Source organism: Massilia sp. DJPM01, from assembly GCF_030348125.1.
GTDB lineage: Bacteria > Pseudomonadota > Gammaproteobacteria > Burkholderiales > Burkholderiaceae_D > Telluria_A > Telluria_A frigida.
Window position 1 is genome coordinate 15,672 of sequence record NZ_JAQOZV010000010.1, and the last position, 15,267, is coordinate 30,938.

The following is a 15,267-nucleotide window of genomic DNA, read 5'->3' on the forward strand; positions in this document are numbered from 1 at the left end:
GGAGGGTCCGTTCGCTGACAGGTCAATCGTTTAATAAACAGGCGCGCTCGCCGGCCAGGGCGCACACCCCGCCGCGCACCTGGTAGCGCTCGCCCGTATGGGGACAGGTGGCCACGCCATCCCGGCCCAGAGGCAGCGCCAGGCGTTCGCCGTAGCGGCTGATCCAGCCGCTCTGGCGCGCCGGCACGCCAGCCATCAGCGCGTAGTCGGGCACGTCGCGCGTGACCACGGCCCCGGCCCCGATGAAGGCATAGCGGCCGATGGTGACCCCGCACACGATGGTGGCGTTGGCGCCGATGCTGGCGCCGCGCCGCACCAGCGTGCGCCGGTAGGCATCCTTGCGCGCGATGGCCGCGCGCGGGTTCCAGACGTTGGTAAACACCATGCTGGGGCCGCAGAACACCTCGTCCTCGATGGTCACGGCGTCGTACACCGACACATTGTTCTGGATCTTGACCCGGTCGCCGATCAGCACATCGTTGCCGACGAACACGTTCTGCCCCAGCGAACAGCCGGCGCCGATGCGCGCGCCGCCGCACACGTGGGCGAAATGCCAGACGCGGGTGCCCGCGCCCAGGGTGGCGCCGGGGTCGACGATGGCGCTCGCTTCGATGATGGCCTGGTCCATGTTCAATACTCCAGCGGCAAGGCCACGCGCTTGCCGTCGCGCGCCGATTTGTAGGCGGCGATGAGCACTTCGAGCGACTTGAGTCCCTCGCGGCCATCGGTTTCCGGCTCGGCTTCGCCGCGCAGCACCTTGATCACATTGTCGTAATACAGGGGATGGCCAAAGCCATAGACCGAGGTGGTCTGGTAGCTGGCGTCGCCCACCAGGGCGTCGTCGGGGTCGGGTTCGGCAAACTCCCAGCGCTGCACTTCATTGACCGCCACGCCGCCGATGCGCACCGTGCCGCGCTCGCCCAGGATGGTGATCGAGCCCTCCATATTGCGCGGATAGGTCAGCATGGTCACGTTCATCGACCCCAGTGCGCCGTTGCGCCAGCGCAGGCTGATCACGCCGGTATCCTCGACCTCGATATCGCGCGCCAGGGTGGCCGTGTAGGCTTGCAGGCTCTCGACCGGGCCGACGATCCAGTCGATCAGGTCGACGTAATGGCTGGCCTGGTTCATGAAGGCGCCGCCATCGTATTCCCAGGTGCCGCGCCATTTGGCGCTGTTGTAATACTCGTCCGGGCGGGTCCAGAACACGTTCAGGTTGACCATGTAGATGCGCCCGAAGCGCTTCTTGTCGACCGCGTTTTTGAGCAGCTGCAAGGTGGCATTGCGGCGGTTCTGCTTGACCACGAACATGCGCACCCCGGCCGCGTCGCAGGCGGCCACCATGCGCTTGCCATCTTCCCAGCGCGTGGCCATGGGTTTTTCGGTAATCACATGGCGCCCGCTAGCGGCGATCTGGACCGCCTGTTCCGGATGCAGGCCGGACGGGGTGCAGATGACGAAGGCGTCGGCGTTGCACTTGGCCAGCATCTGGCCCAGGCTGCGGTAAGCCCGCGCCCCGCTGCGCTCGCTGGCTGCGGCCAGCGCCAGCGGGTCGATATCGCACACGCCGGCCAGCTCGCAACGGTCTTCGTGCTGCGCGATGGCATTGAAATGGTTGTTGGCGATGCGGCCGCAACCGACCAGCGCAAAGCGGATGCGGCGGTCGAGAACAGGGGGTGGGAAGTAGCGCATGATGATTCTCCAAAGCGGTGCGGTTCAAGCCTTGACGACATTCGGCAGCCGGTCCAGGTAGACCCCGCGCGTGTCGATAATCAGGGCGGCGTGCTGCTGGATCAGCGCGTAATCGAAGGCGCTGTGGCTGGTGGCCAGCAGCAACACGTCGTAGGACGCGATGCTGGCCGCCGTCAATGGCACGCTGGCAAGATCGAAATGGTGCTCGCGCATGGGCGGAAACACCGGCACGTGCGGATCGGAATAGTCGACCACGGCGCCCTTGGCGCGCAGGATTTCCATCAGTTCGACCGAGGGCGATTCGCGCATGTCCTCGACATTCTTTTTGTAGGCGATCCCGAGCACCAGCACGCGGCTGCCGCGGATCGCGCGCGAACGCTCGTTAAGCGCATCGGCCAGCTTGCCGATGACCCAGTGCGGCATATCGCTGTTGATCTCGCCGGCCAGTTCGATGAAGCGCGTGTGCAAGCCGTACTGGCGCGCCTTCCAGGTCAGGTAAAACGGGTCGATCGGAATGCAATGCCCGCCCAGGCCGGGGCCGGGATAGTAGGGGGTGAAGCCGAACGGCTTGGTGGCGGCGGCGCGGATCACCTCGTGGATATCGATCGCCATCTTGTCGGCGATGATTTTCATTTCATTGACCAGGCCGATGTTGACGGCGCGGTGGATGTTTTCGAGCAGCTTGGTCAGCTCGGCGGCGCGGGTGGAGCTGACCGGCACCACCTGGTCGATGGCCGGGCTGTACAGGGCGATGCCGGCGCGCAGGCATGCCGGCGTATCGCCGCCGCACACCTTGGGAATGGTGCGCGTTTCGTAATCGGGGTTGCCGGGGTCTTCGCGCTCGGGCGAAAACACCAGGAAGATATCCTCGCCCACGGTCAGGCCGCGCGAGGCCAGGCGCGGGCGCAGTTCCTCGTCGGTGGTGCCGGGGTAGGTGGTGCTTTCGAGCGAGACCACCTGGCCGGCGCGCAGGTGGGGCAGCAGGGCGTCGGCGGTGGCCAGCACGAACGACAGGTCCGGCTCGCGGTAAGCGTTGAGCGGGGTTGGCACGCAGATAATCAGGGCGTCGGCCCCGGCCGCGCGGGCAAAGTCGCTGGTGGCTTCGAAGCCGGCGGCCAGCGCAGCCCCGATGGCGGTGGTGGAAATATGCTCGATATAGCTGGCGCCGGCATTCAGGCGCGCCACCTTGGCCGGATCGATATCGATGCCGAGCACCCGGAAACCCGCTTCGGCATAGCGCAGGCTGAGCGGTAATCCGACATAGCCCAGCCCGATAATGCCGATGACAGCGCTGCGCCGATCGAGTTTATCGATTAATTGCGCTAAATGGCGGCTTGAATGTTGGTCGCGCATGGAAATAATCTCCGTACTGAATGCGGGGCGCATCCGGGCGTGAATCAGGATGGCATCCCGCTGTTATGTTTATCCCGGCCGGTATTTATTCGATGCGGTCGGACGATAATCTGCGCAATAGCGCGGGCCGGGTTTTATCGGGCGCGGCCACCGCCGCCGGCGAATGGTGTGCCGATCCGCCATGCGGCTGCGGCGTATAGTCGGACACGATTGCCTTGACCATCGATTCGATCATGCCGCGCTCATGGGTATTACAGGCCAGCATCAGGCAGGTAATATAGGTATCGAGCACGCCGGGATCGAGCGCGTGTTCCTTCATGCGCATGATGCGCGGATGGTCGCTTGGAAAAACTTTGCCGTCGGTAAGCAATTCCTCGTACAACTTTTCGCCGGGAAACAAGCCGACGAACTTGAGGCCGATGTCGCCGGCCGGGTTCTGCGCCGTCTTTTCGGTCAGACCCGACATCATGATCATGCTGCGCGCCAGGTCGACAATGCGGATTGGCTCGCCCATGTCGAGCACGAATACATCGCCGCCCTTGGCCATGGCGCCGGCCTGGATCACCAGTTGCGCCGCCTCGGCGATGAGCATGAAATAGCGCGATACGTCCGGATGGGTGATCGTCAGCGGCCCGCCGTGGGCCAGCTGGCGCTGGAACAGGGGGATGACCGAGCCGGACGAGCCCAGCACGTTGCCGAAACGCACCATGCAAAAAGTCGTGTCGGCCCCGTGGGTGGTGGCCGCCGCCTGGAAAATCAGCTCGGCGATGCGCTTGCTCGCCCCCATGATGTTGGTCGGGCGCACCGCCTTGTCGCTGGAAATGAGCACGCAGGTGCGCACCTTGAAGCGGGCGGCGGCGGCCGCGATCACTTGCGAACCGAGCACATTGTTGCGCAGGCCGGCCACGATATTGCTTTCGACCAGGGGCACATGTTTGTAGGCGGCGGCATGGTAGATCGTGTCGATCGGGTTTTCCTGCAGGATACGTTCGACCAGGCGCGCGCTGCATACCGAGCCCAGGTGCGCGCTGATGCGCATCTCCGGGTGGCGGCCCAGCAATTCCTGGCGGATCGTGTACAGGGCAAACTCGGAATGCTCGACCAGGTGCAGGTGGGCCGGCGCCAGGGTGACGATCTGGCGGCACAGTTCGCTTCCGATGGAGCCGCCGGCGCCGGTGACCAGCACCCGCTTGCCGCGCACGCAGCGGTCGAACAGCTCGGTGCGCGGCGGCACGGGCTTGCGGCCCAGCAAGTCCTCGAACTTGAGGTCGCGCACCGCTTGCAGGGGCGTGGCGTCGTCCGCCAGGTCGAGCAGGCGGCACAGGATGCGGGTGCGCACCCCGGCCATGGACAGGCGTTCCATGATATCGCGCAGGCGCTGGGGCGACACCGAGGGCAGGGCGATGATCACCGTGCGCACGCCCAGGCTGCGCACCATCTCGGCCAGGTGGTCGGTGTGGAACACGCGCAGGCCGGCGATGGTGCGCTGGTTCAGGGCGCGCTTGTCGTCGAAAAAGCAGACGGGCCGGTATTGATTGCTGGTGCGCATGGTCATTGCCAGCTGCGCGCCCGGTTCGGCGGCGCCGTAGATGGCCACGGCATGGTCGGCCGCCGGCGCGCCGCTCATGTGCTTGCGCAGGAAGTTGCGCACCGTCATGCGCGACGTGACGACGTAGGAAAACGCGATAAACCAGTAAATGACCAGCGCGCTGCGCGGAAACCTGTCGTCGTTGATGCCCACCATGACCAGGTACACCGCCAGGGTCGCCAGGGCCAGCGTGCATCCGGTCACCGCCAGCATGCGCTGGTCGATGAAGCGGATCACCGCGCGGTACAGGTCGGACAGCGAAAACGCCCCCACCGTCAGCAGCGCCACCAGCAGATAGGCGGCGGCCGGATAGTGCATGGCCGCGCCGGCATCGCCGACCCGCAGCAGCATCGCGATCAGAAAACAAAACGGCAGGGCCAGCAGATCGACCACGACCATCAGCGCGATTTTGGCGGTGCGGTTCATGGCGACCAGCTCGGTACAGAATTGGCTGAGCGGCTTTGTAAGGAGCGTCTGCATGGCGGGAATAGGCATTCGATTAAGTCGGGGTTGATGTGGCGACTACCGGGGGAGTGCACGCTTATTGTTTCTGGATATTGAAAAGATGGGCGGATAATCGTGCGGCGCTTGAAGCACTTATTCAGGCGTAAGTTTATTATCCTGCCGGCTCAATCGTGTTGATTTGATCGTTCGCAACGGCTGACTTAGCGTAAAAATTGCCAATGGGATTTGATTGGAATCCAGAATGTATTGCTGTTGGAAATATTATCAAGCGCCGTGCAGAGGGGGAATTGGCGGATTATCCGAACGGACGTGGGAAAGCGCGGCGAAAACATCGCTCTTTAGCTATCGGACCCGGCCGCTGCGGGTGTCGCGAAAAGCGCCAGGTTTGATCCAGATCGTGTTTGCCGGCGTTAGCGGGATTGTTTTGGCGCGCGCGGTCTATCCAACTACGACCGCGTGGCGCCCGCTGGGTGCGCGCGCGAGCATGTCTTTCAAGGAGGAGGAAATGAGCAAGATCATCGGTATCGATCTCGGCACCACCAACTCCTGCGTCGCGGTGATCAAAGGCGGCCAGGCCCGGGTGATCGAGAATGCCGAGGGCGCGCGCACCACGCCCTCGGTGGCGGCCTACCAGGACCATGGCGACATCCTGGTCGGTGCGCCGGCCAAGCGCCAGGCGGTGACCAATCCGCAAAACACGCTGTTCGCCGTCAAGCGCCTGATCGGACGCAAGTTCGACGAGGCGCAAGTGCAGCAAGACATCCACCTGATGCCTTTCAAGATCGTGCGCGCCGACAATGGCGACGCCTGGGTCGACGTGCGCGGCACGCGCCTGGCGCCGCAGCAAGTGTCGGCCGAGGTGCTGCGCAAGATGAAAAAGACGGCCGAAGATGATCTGGGCGCGCCGGTCAGCGACGCCGTCATCACGGTGCCCGCCTATTTTAATGACGCCCAGCGCCAGGCCACCAAGGATGCCGGCCGCATCGCCGGCCTGGAAGTGCGGCGCATCATCAACGAGCCGACCGCCGCCGCGCTGGCCTTCGGCCTCGACAAGGCCGCGCGCGGCGAGCGCAAGGTGGCCGTGTACGACCTGGGCGGCGGCACCTTCGACATCTCCATCATCGAAATCGCCGGGCTGGAGGGCGACAAACAGTTCGACGTGCTTTCCACCAACGGCGACACCTTCCTCGGCGGCGAGGATTTCGACCAGCGCGTGATCGACCACATCATCGCCGAATTCAAGAAGCACAGCGGCATCGACCTGGGGCGCGACCCGATCGCCTTGCAGCGCATCAAGAGCGCGGCCGAGCGCGCCAAGATCGAGCTCTCCTCGACCCGGCAGACCGACATCAACGAGCCCTACATCGCCATGTCCAACGGCGCCCCGGCCCACCTCAACCTGCGCCTGTCGCGCGCGACCCTGGAAGCGCTGGTCGACGAGCTGATCGAGCGCACCATCGCGCCGTGCCAGCTTGCCCTGAAGGATGCCAACCTGAGCAAGGAACAGATCGCCGACGTGATCTTGGTGGGCGGCATGACGCGCATGCCCAAGGTGCAGGAAACGGTACGCGCATTTTTCGGGCGCGAGGCGCGCAAGGATGTCAACCCGGACGAAGCGGTGGCGGTGGGCGCGGCCATCCAGGGCGCGGTGCTGGCCGGCGAGCGCTCCGACGTGCTGCTGATGGACGTGACCCCGCTCTCGCTGGGCATCGAGACACTGGGCGGGGTGATGACCAAAATGATCCCCCGCAACACCACGATTCCCACCAGGTTCAGCCAGGTGTTCTCGACCGCCGACGATAACCAGCCTGCCGTGACCGTCAAGGTTTACCAGGGCGAACGCGATATTGTCGCGGGCAACAAGCTGCTCGGCGAATTCAACCTGGTCGGCATTGCGCCGGCGCCGCGCGGCATGCCGCAGATCGAGGTCAGCTTCGATATCGACGCCAATGGCATCCTGCACGTCAGCGCGCTCGACAAGGCCACCGGCAAGGCCAACCAGGTCACCATCAAGGCCAATTCGGGACTGAGCGAAGCCGAGATCCAGAAAATGGTGCAGGATGCGCTGGCCCACGCCGACGAAGACCGGCGCGCGCGCGAACTGGCCGACGCCCGCAACCGTGGCGATGCGCTGCTGCATGCGACCCGCAAGCAACTCGACGAGCACGGTGCCGGGCTGGACGCCCCGGTGCGCGAGCGCATCCAGGCGGCCATCGACAGGCTCGACGCCGCCTTGCGCAGCGGCAGCAAGGACGACATCGACGCGCGCATCGCGGCCTTGTCCAACGCCGCGCAGGGGATCGGCGAAAAGCTGGACCAGCAGCCAGCCGACGCAGCGGGCCAGGGGCAGCAGGGCGGGGCCCAGGCCGCTTCCGGACAGGCAGGCGCGGGACGCGGCGACGATGTGGTCGATGCCGATTTCCGCGCGGTGGGCGGGGGCTGAACGCGATGATCAATGGCCAGGCGAGGCTGCTAGCGCCGCATCATTTGATGCGCTTGGTGTCCAGCGGTGGCAAAGCCAATACGATGGGAGCTACCGCACAGCGAAGGAGTTCGCCATGGCCGAGCCCGTTGTCATCACGCTCGGCCAGATCGACCAGCTCGCGCCGCGCGCGCTCCCCGTCTACCGCACCGCATTCGGCACCGAGCAACACTTCCTGGTCCATTTCGGCATCGCCGCGTCCGCGTTGCGGGCCAGCCATTTCATGGCGCAGGTCTTGCACGAAACGGTGGCCCTCACACGGGAGCTGGAAAACCTGCGTTACCGCACGCAGCGTTTGTCCAAGGTGTGGCCGCAGCGTTTCGTGCCGCGCGGCCCGCTCGATCCGGCCAGCTACGCCGACGATGAAGTCCGGCTTGCCAACGTCGTGTACGGTGGCCGTTTGGGCAACGCGCTTCCCGGTGACGGCTACCTGTATCGCGGTCGCGGATTATTGCAGCTGACTGGAAAGGACAGCCACGCACAGGCGACCGAGACCCTGAGAACCGGCTATCCGTCGGCGCCGGACTTTGTTGCCGACCCGGATGCGGTGCTGTCGGCACGCTGGTGCCTGGGCGCGGCCGCCGCCATCTGGATCGCGAAAGGCCGCAACGAGGCGGCGGATGCGGGTGATATTGAGGAGGTAAGTACGCGCATCAACGGCGGTACGGTGGGACTCGCCGAGCGCCGGCGCTGGCTGGCGCGCACGCGGGCCGTGTGGCGCGACTAGCGCCAGTTAGCCACGCCGCCGTCGCGCCGCGTGGCGGTGCCGGTGCAGGCGAGCGCCAGTCAGCCACGGCGCCGTCGTCCCGCGTGCCTGTGTCTTGTCAGCGGATCGCCGAGGCCGGTCCTTTGATGGCCGCCGTCGCGGTGACGGTTGTGGTAGCCTTCTGCACCACTGCCACCGGCGGGCCCGGACGTGGCTGGGGAGCGGCCGGTGGCACCACGATATGGTCGTTCAAGCGCAAGAACTTGAAGCCCGCCAGCTTCATGCCATTCTTGCCGTTGCGCTCCTCGCGCGCCGCCGTGCGCGCAAAAAATGCCTCGAAGCTTTCTTCGCGCACCTGTGGTTCGGCCGAGTTCAGGAAATTGCGCTGCCCGTTGACATCCACCACGATGATGCCGACGTGCGAGGCCCAGAACTTGCCTCCGCGCGTGGAAATGACATTGACCAGGTCGCCGTCCTGCAATTGCGCGGCCACGCTCGCCACCTTGTCCTTGGCCACGTACGCTTCCTGGCTGAGCTGCACCGGGATGCTGCTGGCCGTGTTGTGCCGCATCCTGAGAAAGGCCGCGCGGTCGATCTTCATCTCATACGCCGGTGCATCGGTTCCTGCCAGCAGCGCACTGACGTCGGACACCAGCCAGGCATTATTGGTATTCCAGTCCACCTCGGTGTAATGATTGCGCGTTGCCACGCCGATCACGCCATCCTTGTAGCGGATGCGTTGCAGCATCCAGAAAAACTCCTCCCACGACTGGCTCAGCGCCATCGCATACGTGTGCTCGGCGAACACCACGCAGTCGCTTGCCTGCAGGCTGAACATGGGCAGGTTGTCGTGCAGCTCGTACGGATACTCGCCCAACAGATTAAGCACATAAGGCTGGCCGATATTCTTGCGTCCGATCGCGGCGATGCGCTTGCGCAGGTCCGGTTCGGCGGTATGCATATAGGCGATGTAACGTCCGACTTCCGCCGGCGTCATCTGATAAATCTGCTTGCGCCGCAAGGTGGCGAGATCGAACGGCGCTGCCGCAGGGGCCAGCGGCGCTGCGGCGACAGGCTCGGGCGCCGGCAGCGCAACCGGTTCAGGCGCAACTGGCGGCGGCGCGACCGCAACCGGCGCCACGACAGGTGGAGCGGGCGGCGCACTTGCGCAACCAGCCAGGACGGCACTAAACAAAACGAGGGGAGCAAGACGCATCGGGAATCAATATTGAACGCTAAAGCCACACGCTAACCGCTGGCACGGTGTTTGACAATGGAAATGTGTTGCGCACAGACGAGGAAAGTGCAGGCTTGCCGTTCCGGCATTGCCTGCTTTGATAGATGACATGACACAGGCGAGGCCATGGTCGGCGACAGCGTGAGCCAAGCGCGCCGCGAAGGGATTCATCATGAGGCGGACGATGGAGAGGGGCGATGGCGGCCCTTCCGGCGTCATGGATTCCGGCACACGCAGCGCAGTGATGCCGCAGACGGAAACGCCGCGTCATCGCATGGCGCCATTAGGTACGGGCGTTCTGCGGATTGCCGCCACGCGCGCGAGGATGATTTTCGCGCCAGTGTGCGGCAACGAACGGTTGGGTTTCAGCTCAGCTCTTATGATGAAGCTGTGTGAGTGAGGGGCCGGCGGCGAAGTCCCAAGGTGATTCCTCCTCAGCAGGTTAGCCGGTCGCCTCAAGGATCGGCACCAATTCTTCATGCCAGCGCAGGCCATCGCGCTGGCCTTGATCAACAAACGGAAGCGGAGGTCATCATGCCTGCCATTACCCAGCCACCCAAGCATCTGGTACGGGAATACCTTCAGCGTCGCTCGCGCGATCCCAAACCGCCGCCATCGCCGGAAGAAATCCGGCGCGAGCTTGGATGGGGATTGCTGATTCCAGGCTTCAAACTGGCCCCGAGCCGTAGTTGACGTCCTCCTGTCCTACAAAAACCTTGCACTTTGTCCTATTTTTTCTGTAGCACAGCTCTACCATAATCCTAAAAACATCAACACAGGAGTCTCACATGACAAATCGAATCGGTAACAAAGACGAAGCCCAGCATCGTGGCAAAGCCGAGAAAAAAGACATCAAGCGCACCAACATCGCGCGCGAAGCCCTCAAGAAAGCCATTGCCGCTTCCAAGTACCGCAACCAGGTCCGCAATCAGCCAGCGCCAGAGGCCTTCCTGCCACCGGCCTGATGTTCGCGTGACCGCAGTACCGACAACCCGCACCGGCAACGCTGCGGGTTTTTTGTTAGGTGTTACCCAGCCGGTAGAATCCCCCGCACCATGGACAAGCACCGGACCGGCACTCACGCAGCTTGCCGCAAGGCCGCCCGCGTCACCGCAATCAGCCGCGCGCTGAGCCGCTCCAGCTTGGGCGACTGCACCCGCCACGCGTGCCAGTACAGCATCACGTCGGTCGGCTTGCCGGGCGCCAGGTCGATCAGTACGCCCTTGTCGATAGCGTCGCGAAATTGCTGTTCCGGCACCATGCCATATCCCAGCCCCAGCCGTACCGCGTGGGTGAATGCATCGCTCGACGGAATGTAGTGGCAGGGATAGCTTCCCGCAGGCAGCCCCAGCTCGCGTTGAAGAAACGCCGCCTGCAAGGCATCCTTGCGGTCGAACACCATCAGCGGCGCCCGCCGCGCCGCCTCGCGCTGCAAGCCGTCGGGAAACCAGCGTGCGACGAACGCGGGCGTGGCCAGCAGCCGGTAGCGCATCGCGCCCAGCCGCTCCACCGTGCAGCCGCGCATCGGCTGCGCTTCGCTCGACACCCCGGCCAGCGCCGCGCCCTGCGACAGCAAGGTGTAGGTATGGTCCTGGTCGTCCAGCGCGATATCGAGCAGGATCTGTTCCTCGATCAGGAACGATGCCAGCCCCGGCAGCAGCCAGGTGGCCAGGGTATCGTTGTTGACGGCCAGGGCAATCGTCAGCGGATGGGCGTCGCTGTCGGCCGATTCGGCCAGGAACTCGGCTTCCAGCAGCCGGCTGCGGCGCAGGTATTGCACCAGGCGCTGGCCGGCCGGGGTCGCGCGGCAAGGCTTGCTGCGGATTAGCAGCGGCATGCCCAGTTCGTTTTCCATGGCGCTGACCCGTTGCGACACCGCCGACGGGGTCAGGTGGAGCAGGGCGGCTGCCTGCTCGAAACTGCCGCTGTCGATGACGGCGAGCAGGGCTTCTCCCTTGCGAGTATCGAGCACGCCCACCTCCAGGATTAGAAAAATTTAATTATACGTAATTGGATTAAATTTGCTTCACTTGAGGTTTTCCCTCCTGCAAACTTCCAGCTCATCCAGTTAGCGCCAGGAGTTTGCATGCCCTACGTGTCCACCTTTTTCAACGGCCTCGCCTTGTGCGCCGGGCTGATCGTCGCCATCGGATCGCAGAACGCGCACGTGCTGCGCACCGGCCTCAAGCGCGAACACGTGGGTTTGACCGTGGCTGCCTGCATTGTCATCGATGCCGTGCTGATCGGGCTTGGCGTGGCCGGCGTCGGCACCGTGGTGCAATCCTCGCCCCTGCTGCTGGGCGCGGCGCGCTGGGGCGGGGCGGCGTTCCTGCTGTGGTACGGCTTGCGCAGCTGGCGCGCCGTGTTCGCCAGCGCCGCGCTGACGGTGGCGCCCGAGGCCGCCCGCACCGGCGCGCGCCAGGCGCTGGCCAGCGTGGTCGCGCTGTCGCTGCTCAATCCGCATGTCTATCTCGATACGGTGGTCTTGCTTGGCGCCATAGGCGGAAATTTTGCCCCGCCAGAACGCCCAGCCTTTGCGCTGGGTGCGATGAGCGCCTCGGCCCTGTGGTTCTGCGCGCTCGGCTATGGCGCAACGCGCCTGTCCGGCCTGTTTGCCCGTCCCGCCGCATGGAAGTGGATCGACGGCCTGACCGGCACCATGATGCTGGCGCTGTCGGCCTCGGTCGCCTTCGGCACCTGACGCCCGGCGCCGCCGTTCGCCGCTGGCGCCGTCATTCACCGGCCGCCATACGCCATTCGCCGAAATCCGCTGTGCAGCGCCGCCGCCCCGTTGTATCGTTGCGCCTGAACTGACTACAGGAGCACACGTGTCCAATAAATCCTCTTACGAATGGCGCAAGCAATTGATGTGGGGCTTGCTGCTGATTGGCTTCGGCACCATCGTCCTGCTCGACCAGATGGACATCGTCCAGGTCGATGGCCTCTGGCATTACGCGCCGCTGGTGATGACTGTCATGGGCCTCAATAAAATGATCGGTTTTCCGACCGCCAAAGACTTTACCGCCGGCCTGTGGATGGTCTTCCTGAGCCTGTGGCTGCTTGCAGTGTTCGAAAACCTGTTCGGACTGACCTTCAGCAACGGCTGGCCGATCCCCGTCATCTTTTGCGGCGTCACCATGATCCTCGAACCGTTCATCGAACGCCGCCTCGCACCCGAACCGGAGCCCCACGATGAAAAATGATACCCCCAACTCCGGCGTGCCCAACCAGGTCTGGGTCGGCCTGGCGGTGATCGGTTTCGGCTTGCTGTTCCTGCTCGATAACCTGAACATCATCGACCGCCACCGCGTGCTGCACTTCTGGCCCGTGCTGGTCGTTATCGGCGGCCTGGTCAAGTTTTCAGGGGCCGAATCCCAGCACGAGCGCATGGTGTTCGGCCTGATCGCCGCCGCCGGCGTTGTCCTCACGCTCAACCGGCTTGGCTATGGCTACTTTTTCAACGCCCGCACCCTGTGGCCCGTGCTGCTGATCCTGCTCGGCGTCGGTGTCATCCACCGAGCCATGCGCAAGGGCCGCACGCCGCGCGCCGCGCCGCTCAAGGCCGATGCCGATACCGATGCCAAGCCGGATGCATTTGCCAGGCCCGATGCCGACGCCGTGGTCGATATCACGGCCATCCTGGGTGGCTTCGAGCGCCGCATCAGCACCCCGGCCTTCCGTGGCGGCGACATTTGCGCCATCATGGGTGGCTGCGTGCTGGACCTGCGCGAATCGTCGATCGCCGGCGACGCCGAACTGAATGTGTTCGCGGTCATGGGCGGCATCACCATCAAGTGCCCGCCCGACTGGAGCATCGTGCTCAAAGGGGTGCCGATTCTCGGCGGCTTCGAGGAAAAAACCTCGCCCGCACCGGGCACCGGCAAGCGCCTCACCATCCGTGGCTACGCAATCATGGGCGGCGTGGAAGTGCGCAATTGATGCAGGGGCCGTTTTCCATGCGGCGCGGCGCGGGCCTGTATTTGCTCGCGTGGCTGCTGCTGGCGATCCTGTTTGCTGGCCTGATCATGGCAGCGACTGGCGCCGCATGGACCAACGGCTTGCTCCTGGCCGTACCGGTGACGCTGGTGTATGCCTGCGCCACCGGCTTTTCAAGCTACTATCTTTGCCGCGCCTATCCGCTGGGCGAACGCAGCGCCATCTCGGTGCTGCTGGTCTTCGCCGTCGCATCGGTATGGGCCGGCGTGCTGTGGACCACGCTGAGCACCGCCTGGAACAGTGCCTGCGGATCGCTGGGCCTGCCCTGGGCCGGCGTCCCCATGACTACCCCCTTGCAGGCGATGATTGTCGGCCTGGGCGTGATTCTGTATGCCATGTCGGCGGTGGCGCACTACCTGGCGCTCGAATTCCAGCGCGCGCGTGGCGCCGAACGGCGCGAACTCGAAGCTGCGCTGATGGCGCAGGACGCCGAACTGCGCATGCTGCGCACCCAGATCGATCCGCACTTCCTGTTCAACAGCCTCAATTCGATCAGTGCGCTCACCTCCATCGATCCGGCCCGCGCGCGCGACATGACCTTGCGCCTCGCGGATTTTTTCCGTCACAGCCTGGGACTGGAAGCGAGCCGCAAAGTGACCGTGGAAGCGGAAGCGGCGTTGGCGATGCACTTCATCGCCATCGAAAAAGTGCGTTTCGGCGCGCGCCTGAACGTCGAGCAGGTCATCGACGCCGGCGCGCTCGATTGCCTGCTGCCGCCGATGATCCTGCAACCGCTGGTCGAAAACGCCGTCAAGCACGGCATCGCCAACCTGACCGGCGGCGGCACCATCCGCATCGCGGCGCAGCGCGCCGGCCCGGTCCTGAACATCGTCGTGGAAAACGACATCGACGTCGAGCCGGCCGTCGCAGGCAAGGGGATTGGCCTGGCCAACGTGCGCCAGCGCCTGGCCGTCGCCTACGGCCACGAGGCCGGCATCGTCTGGACGCGCGAGGCGCGCCTGTTCCGGGTCGCGCTGTCGCTGCCCGCCCACACCAAGGAATCGGAACCATCATGCGCGTCATAATCGTCGACGATGAAGAGCTGGCGCGCGCCGTGGTGCGCGAGTTTTTGGGCAAGCATGCCGGCATCGGGATCGTGGCCGAATGCGCGAACGGCTTCGACGCCGTCAAGGCCATCACCGAACTGGAACCGGACCTGGTCTTCCTCGACATCCAGATGCCCAAGCTGAACGGCTTCGAGGTGGTGGAACTGGCCGGCGCCAAATCACGCTATATTTTTGTGACCGCTTTTGACCAGTACGCGCTCAAGGCCTTCGACATCCACGCCGTCGACTACCTGCTCAAACCCTTCAGCCAGCAGCGCTTCGACGCCGCGCTGGCGCATGCGCGCACCAGTGCCGCAAAAGACGGGGTCGACGCCGTGCTGCGCGACGCCGCGCTGCGCAGCAAGCCGCTGGAGCGGGTCCTGATCCGCGACGGCGGGCGCGTGCACATCATCGCGGCCGGCCAGATCGACTACATTGAAGCGCAGGACGACTATGTGCGCATCAGCGCCGGCGGCAAGCACTACATGAAAACCCAGCGCCTGTCGGAACTCGAAAGCCAGCTCGATCCGGCCCTGTTCGTGCGCATTCACCGTTCCTGGCTGCTCAACCTCGGCGCCATCGACCGCATCGAGCAGGGCAGGGACAGCCACACCGCGATCCTCAGGGATGGTGCCCGCCTACCGGTCAGCCGCAGCGGCTTCCAGAAGCTCAAGGGCCTGACCGGCTGACACCCGTCGTTCC

The 15,267-nt window shown here is 64.6% G+C and carries 15 protein-coding genes; 9 read left to right on the plus strand and 6 right to left on the minus strand.

Annotation, left to right across the window (positions count from 1 at the left end):
* Nucleotides 1–22: 22 nt before the first annotated feature.
* From PO883_RS09070 to PO883_RS09085, 4 genes are all read right to left on the minus strand, one after another.
* A complete protein-coding gene (locus PO883_RS09070) occupies nucleotides 23–628 on the minus strand; it encodes an acyltransferase (protein WP_289309470.1) in 606 nt (201 codons plus the stop codon).
* 2 nt (nucleotides 629–630) lie between these two features.
* A complete protein-coding gene (locus tag PO883_RS09075) occupies nucleotides 631–1,692 on the minus strand; it encodes a Gfo/Idh/MocA family protein (protein WP_289309471.1) in 1,062 nt (353 codons plus the stop codon).
* Nucleotides 1,693–1,716: 24 nt separating this feature from the next.
* Nucleotides 1,717–3,045 (minus strand): nucleotide sugar dehydrogenase, encoded by a 1,329-nt coding sequence (locus PO883_RS09080; protein ID WP_289309472.1) that lies wholly within the window; start codon nucleotides 3,043–3,045, stop codon nucleotides 1,717–1,719.
* Nucleotides 3,046–3,130: 85 nt separating this feature from the next.
* A complete protein-coding gene (locus PO883_RS09085) occupies nucleotides 3,131–5,059 on the minus strand; it encodes a nucleoside-diphosphate sugar epimerase/dehydratase (RefSeq protein ID WP_289309473.1) in 1,929 nt (642 codons plus the stop codon).
* 544 nt (nucleotides 5,060–5,603) lie between these two features.
* On the opposite strand from PO883_RS09085, the gene dnaK reads away from it, so the two are divergent.
* Together dnaK and PO883_RS09095 are read left to right on the plus strand one after the other, a co-directional pair.
* Nucleotides 5,604–7,541, plus strand: coding sequence for a molecular chaperone DnaK (gene dnaK / locus PO883_RS09090; RefSeq protein ID WP_289309474.1), 1,938 nt, complete (start codon nucleotides 5,604–5,606; stop codon nucleotides 7,539–7,541).
* Between the two features lie 115 nt (nucleotides 7,542–7,656).
* Complete coding sequence (locus PO883_RS09095) at nucleotides 7,657–8,307, plus strand: lytic enzyme (RefSeq protein ID WP_289309475.1); 651 nt, start codon at nucleotides 7,657–7,659, stop codon at nucleotides 8,305–8,307.
* 97 nt (nucleotides 8,308–8,404) lie between these two features.
* Here PO883_RS09095 and PO883_RS09100 read toward each other — a convergent pair whose 3' ends face one another.
* A complete protein-coding gene (locus PO883_RS09100) occupies nucleotides 8,405–9,427 on the minus strand; it encodes an N-acetylmuramoyl-L-alanine amidase-like domain-containing protein (protein ID WP_289309476.1) in 1,023 nt (340 codons plus the stop codon).
* A gap of 630 nt (nucleotides 9,428–10,057) precedes the next feature.
* Between PO883_RS09100 and PO883_RS09105 the strand changes: the two genes are divergently transcribed.
* Both PO883_RS09105 and PO883_RS09110 read left to right on the plus strand, forming a co-directional pair.
* On the plus strand, nucleotides 10,058–10,216 hold the full coding sequence (locus PO883_RS09105) for a hypothetical protein (protein WP_289309477.1): 159 nt from the start codon (nucleotides 10,058–10,060) through the stop codon (nucleotides 10,214–10,216).
* Nucleotides 10,217–10,311: 95 nt separating this feature from the next.
* Nucleotides 10,312–10,488, plus strand: coding sequence for a hypothetical protein (locus PO883_RS09110; protein ID WP_289309478.1), 177 nt, complete (start codon nucleotides 10,312–10,314; stop codon nucleotides 10,486–10,488).
* 113 nt (nucleotides 10,489–10,601) lie between these two features.
* Here PO883_RS09110 and PO883_RS09115 read toward each other — a convergent pair whose 3' ends face one another.
* Nucleotides 10,602–11,495, minus strand: a complete 894-nt coding sequence (locus PO883_RS09115) for a LysR family transcriptional regulator ArgP (RefSeq protein WP_289309479.1) — start codon at nucleotides 11,493–11,495, stop codon at nucleotides 10,602–10,604.
* 114 nt (nucleotides 11,496–11,609) lie between these two features.
* On the opposite strand from PO883_RS09115, the gene PO883_RS09120 reads away from it, so the two are divergent.
* The 5 genes from PO883_RS09120 (at nucleotide 11,610) to PO883_RS09140 (ending at nucleotide 15,254) form a co-directional block, all read left to right on the plus strand.
* On the plus strand, nucleotides 11,610–12,224 hold the full coding sequence (locus PO883_RS09120) for a LysE/ArgO family amino acid transporter (protein ID WP_167086697.1): 615 nt from the start codon (nucleotides 11,610–11,612) through the stop codon (nucleotides 12,222–12,224).
* Between the two features lie 127 nt (nucleotides 12,225–12,351).
* Nucleotides 12,352–12,726 carry a LiaI-LiaF-like domain-containing protein gene (locus PO883_RS09125; RefSeq protein ID WP_289309480.1) on the plus strand — a complete coding sequence of 125 codons (375 nt, stop codon included), beginning with the start codon at nucleotides 12,352–12,354 and terminating at the stop codon, nucleotides 12,724–12,726.
* Entirely contained in the window at nucleotides 12,716–13,462 is a 747-nt protein-coding gene (locus PO883_RS09130) for a LiaI-LiaF-like domain-containing protein (protein WP_289309481.1), read from the plus strand. The genes PO883_RS09125 and PO883_RS09130 overlap by 11 nt, the downstream gene beginning before the upstream one ends.
* The gene (locus PO883_RS09135) at nucleotides 13,462–14,544 is read left to right on the plus strand and encodes a sensor histidine kinase (RefSeq protein ID WP_289309482.1); all 1,083 of its coding nucleotides are present in this window, start codon (nucleotides 13,462–13,464) and stop codon (nucleotides 14,542–14,544) included. The genes PO883_RS09130 and PO883_RS09135 overlap by 1 nt, the downstream gene beginning before the upstream one ends.
* Nucleotides 14,532–15,254: a LytTR family DNA-binding domain-containing protein gene (locus tag PO883_RS09140; RefSeq protein ID WP_289309483.1), complete on the plus strand. Its 723-nt coding sequence runs from the start codon at nucleotides 14,532–14,534 to the stop codon at nucleotides 15,252–15,254. The genes PO883_RS09135 and PO883_RS09140 overlap by 13 nt, the downstream gene beginning before the upstream one ends.
* Nucleotides 15,255–15,267: the final 13 nt, after the last annotated feature.

What these genes read in the sequence shown, in the direction of transcription:
- PO883_RS09075 (WP_289309471.1), bottom strand. Translation starts at nt 1,692, where the DNA reads ATGCGCTACTTCCCACCCCCTGTTCTCGACCGCCGCATCCGCTTTGCG.
- PO883_RS09080 (WP_289309472.1), bottom strand. Translation starts at nt 3,045, where the DNA reads ATGCGCGACCAACATTCAAGCCGCCATTTAGCGCAATTAATCGATAAA.
- PO883_RS09110 (WP_289309478.1), top strand. Translation starts at nt 10,312, where the DNA reads ATGACAAATCGAATCGGTAACAAAGACGAAGCCCAGCATCGTGGCAAA.
- PO883_RS09105 (WP_289309477.1), top strand. Translation starts at nt 10,058, where the DNA reads ATGCCTGCCATTACCCAGCCACCCAAGCATCTGGTACGGGAATACCTT.
- PO883_RS09140 (WP_289309483.1), top strand. Translation starts at nt 14,532, where the DNA reads ATGCGCGTCATAATCGTCGACGATGAAGAGCTGGCGCGCGCCGTGGTG.
- PO883_RS09070 (WP_289309470.1), bottom strand. Translation starts at nt 628, where the DNA reads ATGGACCAGGCCATCATCGAAGCGAGCGCCATCGTCGACCCCGGCGCC.
- PO883_RS09095 (WP_289309475.1), top strand. Translation starts at nt 7,657, where the DNA reads ATGGCCGAGCCCGTTGTCATCACGCTCGGCCAGATCGACCAGCTCGCG.
- PO883_RS09130 (WP_289309481.1), top strand. Translation starts at nt 12,716, where the DNA reads ATGAAAAATGATACCCCCAACTCCGGCGTGCCCAACCAGGTCTGGGTC.
- PO883_RS09085 (WP_289309473.1), bottom strand. Translation starts at nt 5,059, where the DNA reads ATGAACCGCACCGCCAAAATCGCGCTGATGGTCGTGGTCGATCTGCTG.
- PO883_RS09120 (WP_167086697.1), top strand. Translation starts at nt 11,610, where the DNA reads ATGCCCTACGTGTCCACCTTTTTCAACGGCCTCGCCTTGTGCGCCGGG.
- PO883_RS09135 (WP_289309482.1), top strand. Translation starts at nt 13,462, where the DNA reads ATGCAGGGGCCGTTTTCCATGCGGCGCGGCGCGGGCCTGTATTTGCTC.
- dnaK (WP_289309474.1), top strand. Translation starts at nt 5,604, where the DNA reads ATGAGCAAGATCATCGGTATCGATCTCGGCACCACCAACTCCTGCGTC.